Here is a 4268-nt window from a genome sequence, read left to right on the forward strand (position 1 = left end):
GCGATCGGCACCCGCATGTCGGGCGTGCCCAGCTGCGCCAGCACCGAGTGGTCGCGGCACACCACCATCGAATGGATGATGCTTTGCGGGTGCACCACCACGCGCACCTGCTCGGGCTGCAGGTCGAACAGCCAGCGCGCCTCGATCACCTCCAGCGCCTTGTTCATCATCGTGGCCGAATCCACCGAGATCTTGCGGCCCATCACCCAGTTGGGATGGGCGCAGGCCTGGTCGGGCGTGATGTCGGCCAGCGTGGCCGGATCGCGGTCGCGGAAGGGGCCGCCCGACGCGGTGAGCACGATGTGGTCGATGCGCTGGGCCCAGGTGCTGCGGTCTTCGGGCAGGCACTGGAAGATGGCCGAGTGCTCGCTGTCGATCGGCAGCAGCGTGGCCCCGCCCTGCTGCACCGCGCGCATGAACAGCGCGCCGCCCACCACGAGCGCTTCCTTGTTGGCCAGCAGCAGCCGCTTGCCGGCGCGCGCCGCGGCCAGGCACGGCGGCAGGCCGGCGGCACCGACGATGGCGGCCATCACCGCATCCACCTCGGGGTGGCTGGCCAGGTCGCACAAGGCCTGCGGGCCGGCCAGCACCTCGGTGGGCACGCCTTCGGCCCGCAGCTTGTCGCGCAGCGCGGTGGCAAGGGCTTCGGTGGGCAGGGCCGCGTAGCGCGGGCGCCAGCGGGCGCACTGGGCCGCCAGCTCGTCGACCTTGGCATGGGCGGTGAGCGCAAACACCTCGAAGCGGTCGGGGTGGCGGCCGACGACGTCCAGCGTGCTGGTGCCGATGGAGCCGGTGGAGCCGAGGATGGTCAGACGCTGGCGCGGATTCATGGTCGGGAAAGGATCAGAGCGTGGCCAGGGCCAGCGCGATGGGCAGCACCGGCAGCAGCGCGTCGATGCGGTCGAGCACGCCGCCGTGGCCGGGCAGCAGCTGGCTGCTGTCCTTGGCGCCGGCCGCGCGCTTGACCAGGGATTCAAACAGGTCGCCGGCCACGCTCATCGCAGCCAGCACCAGCAGCGCCAGCACCGCCAGCGGCCAGCCCAGGCGCGCCGGTAGCAGGCTGTACAGGCTCAAGGATGCCGGCGCAAAGTGCGCATCGGCCAGCGACCACAGCACCGCCAGCAGCAGCACGCCGGCCATGCCGCCGTACACACCTTCCCAGCTCTTGCCGGGGCTGATGGTGGGCGCCAGCTTGCGGCGGCCAAACGCCCGCCCAGCGAAGTAGGCGGCGATGTCGGCCGTCCACACCAGGCACAACACCGACAGCAGGAAGTTCAGGCCCAGCGCTTTGCCCTGGGTCATCGCCAGCCAGGCGGCGCACAGCATCAGCACGCCCAGCACCCAGCGCAGCGCGGCAGGCGCCTTGGGCCAGCCGCCAGGGCCGGCACGCAGCGCCAGCGCCGCGCCCACGATCCAGGCGATGGCCACCAGCGGCCACAGCGTGAGCACGAGGCCCGCGTACCAGGCCGCGGCGCACAGGGCCGCCACCACGGCGCCCATCAGCACCGCAGCGCCGGCCAGGCCGTTGAGCCGCCCCCACTCCCAGCCCGCGGCGGCCACCATCACCAGCGTGAGCAGGCCGAAGGGCCACGGGTTGGAGGCGAACAAGGCGGGCAGCAGCACTGCAAGCAGCACCACGGCCGTGATCACGCGCTGCTTGAGCATGGGACGACGAAGACTTCAGTGGCCGACGGCAAGCGATGCAGCCGGTGTGGGCTTGACGCCACCGAAGCGACGATCTCGCTCGGCATAGGCGGCGATGGCGGCGTCGAGTTCGGCTTCGCCGAAATCGGGCCACAGGCAATCGGAGAAGTGCAGTTCCGAGTAGGCGATCTGCCACAGCAGGAAGTTGCTGATGCGCACTTCGCCGCCGGTGCGGATGAACAGGTCGGGGTCGGGCGCGAATCCCATGGCCATGTACTGGCCGAGCTTGACCTCGTCCAGCGCATCGGCCGGCACGCCATCGCGGATGGCCTGCTGCGCCGCCTGCACCACGTCCCAGCGGCCGCCATAGTTGAAGGCCACGATCAGCGTGATGCGGGTGTTGTGCGCGGTGGTGGACTCCACCTGTTCCCAGGCCTGGCGCACCTTGTCGGAGACGGCCGAACGGTCGCCCACGATGCGGATGCGCACGCCCTCGCCGGCCAGCTTGGCCAGGTACTTGGACACCGCCACCAGCACCAGGCCCATCAGGCCCGACACCTCTTCGGTGGGGCGCTTCCAGTTCTCGGTGGAAAAGGCGAAGACGGTGAGGTACTCCACCCCGCGGTCGGCGCAGGCCTGCACCGTGCGCACCAGCGCATCGACGCCCTGCTTGTGGCCGAAGAAGCGCGGCATGAAGCGCTTCTTGGCCCATCGACCATTGCCATCCATCACGATGGCGACGTGGCGCGGAACAGTGGCGCTCACGCTCAGACCGCCAGGATCTCGGCTTCCTTGGCCTGGGTCAGGCGGTCGATCTCGGCGATCGTACGGTCGGTCAGCTTCTGCACGTCGTCCTGGGCGCGGCGTTCGTCGTCTTCGCTGATGGCCTTGTCCTTGACCAGCTTCTTGAGCTGGTCGTTGGCATCGCGGCGCAGGTTGCGCACGGCCACCTTGGCGTCTTCGCTGGCGTGGCGCACCACCTTGGTCAGGTCCTTGCGGCGCTCTTCGGTCAGCGGCGGCATCGGCACGCGGATCAGGTCGCCCTGCGAAGCCGGGTTCAGGCCCAGGTCGCTTTCGCGGATGGCCTTCTCGATCTTCGGGCCCATGCCCTTTTCCCAGGGCTGGACGCTGATCGTGCGCGCATCGATCAGGGTGACGTTGGCCACCTGGCTGATGGGCACCAGCGAGCCGTAGTACTCCACCTGCACCTGGTCCAGGATGCCCGGGTGGGCACGGCCGGTGCGGATCTTCTGCACTTCGGTCTTGAAGGCTTCGACGGACTTGGCCATCTTGCCTTCGGTGGTCTTCTTGATGTCAGCAACGGTCATGTCGGTTCCTCAGACGTGCACCAGGGTGCCCTCGTCCTCGCCGAGCACGACTCGCTTGAGCGCACCACTCTTGAAGATGGAGAACACCTTGATCGGCAGCTTCTGGTCGCGGCACAGCGCAAAGGCGGTCGCGTCCATCACCTGCAGGTTCTTGATGATGGCCTCGTCGAACGAGATGCTGGTGTAGCGCGTGGCCGTCGGGTCCTTCTTGGGGTCGGCGGTGTACACGCCGTCCACCTTGGTGGCCTTGAGCACGATCTCGGCGCCGATCTCGGCACCGCGCAGCGCAGCGGCCGTGTCGGTGGTGAAGAAGGGGTTGCCGGTGCCCGCGGCGAACACGACGACCTTGCCCTCTTCCAGGTACTGCAGCGCCTTGGGGCGCACATACGGCTCGACCACCTGGTCGATCGCGATGGCGGACATGACGCGGGCCGTCATGCCTTCCTGGCGCATGGTGTCGGCCAGGGCCAGCGAGTTCATCACCGTGGCCAGCATGCCCATGTAGTCGGCGGTGGCGCGGTCCATGCCCACCGAACCGCCGGCCACGCCACGGAAGATGTTGCCGCCGCCGATCACCACCGCCACCTCGCAGCCCAGCTGGGTGACCTCGTGCACCTCGCGCACCATGCGGACCATGGTGGCGCGGTTGATGCCGAACTGGTCGTCGCCCATCAGGGCTTCGCCGGAGAGTTTGATCAGGATGCGCTTGTACGCCGGCATTCGGCTCCCCCGTGAGCGATGTTCAACTTGTTCTTAGTTTAAGGGGCCGCGTTGGCGGCCCCTTTGCTTTGCAGTCGGTTACTGGCCCTTGGCCGCCGCAACCTGCGCGGCCACTTCGGCCGCGAAGTCGTCCTGCTTCTTCTCGATGCCTTCGCCCACCACGTACAGGGTGAAGCCCTTGACGTTGGTGCTGGCGCCCTTCAGGTAGGCGGCCACGGTCTGCTTGCCGTCGGCGGCCTTCACGAAGACCTGGTCCAGCAGCGAGACTTCCTTCAGGAACTTCTGCACCGAGCCTTCGACCATCTTGGCGACGATCTCGGCGGGCTTGCCCGATTCGGCGGCCTTCTCGGCGGCGATCTTGCGTTCCTTCTCGACCAGCTCGGCCGAGACTTCCGACGACGACAGCGCGGCCGGCTTCATCGCGGCCACGTGCATGGCCACGTCCTTGGCGGCCACGGCCTCGCCGTCGAACTCGACGATCACGCCGATGCGGGTGCCGTGCAGGTAGCTGGCCAGCTGGCCGCCGTCGGCGTAGCGCTTGAAGCGGCGGATCGACATGTTCTCGCCGATCTTGCC

At 68.4% G+C, this 4268-nt stretch carries 6 protein-coding genes; all 6 read right to left on the minus strand.

Going from position 1 to position 4268, the window contains the following annotated elements; translation table 11 throughout:
- A partial coding sequence (gene dxr / locus ABNT58_RS02410) for a 1-deoxy-D-xylulose-5-phosphate reductoisomerase (RefSeq protein WP_348751918.1) occupies positions 1–830 on the minus strand: 830 nt, incomplete at its 3' end.
- A gap of 13 nt (positions 831–843) precedes the next feature.
- Positions 844–1665 (minus strand): phosphatidate cytidylyltransferase, encoded by an 822-nt coding sequence (locus tag ABNT58_RS02415; RefSeq protein ID WP_348751919.1) that lies wholly within the window; start codon positions 1663–1665, stop codon positions 844–846.
- Positions 1666–1680: 15 nt separating this feature from the next.
- Positions 1681–2415 carry a polyprenyl diphosphate synthase gene (gene uppS / locus ABNT58_RS02420; RefSeq protein ID WP_348751923.1) on the minus strand — a complete coding sequence of 245 codons (735 nt, stop codon included), beginning with the start codon at positions 2413–2415 and terminating at the stop codon, positions 1681–1683.
- Positions 2412–2972, minus strand: a complete 561-nt coding sequence (gene frr, locus ABNT58_RS02425) for a ribosome recycling factor (RefSeq protein WP_348751920.1) — start codon at positions 2970–2972, stop codon at positions 2412–2414. The genes uppS and frr overlap by 4 nt, the downstream gene beginning before the upstream one ends.
- 9 nt (positions 2973–2981) lie before the next feature.
- Positions 2982–3692, minus strand: a complete 711-nt coding sequence (gene pyrH / locus ABNT58_RS02430; protein ID WP_348751921.1) for a UMP kinase — start codon at positions 3690–3692, stop codon at positions 2982–2984.
- Between the two features lie 78 nt (positions 3693–3770).
- The coding region (gene tsf, locus ABNT58_RS02435; protein WP_348751922.1) for a translation elongation factor Ts at positions 3771–4268 on the minus strand (498 nt) is incomplete at its 5' end.

The sequence above is a fragment of the uncultured Aquincola sp. genome, from assembly GCF_964001545.1.
Taxonomy (GTDB): domain Bacteria; phylum Pseudomonadota; class Gammaproteobacteria; order Burkholderiales; family Burkholderiaceae_C; genus Aquincola.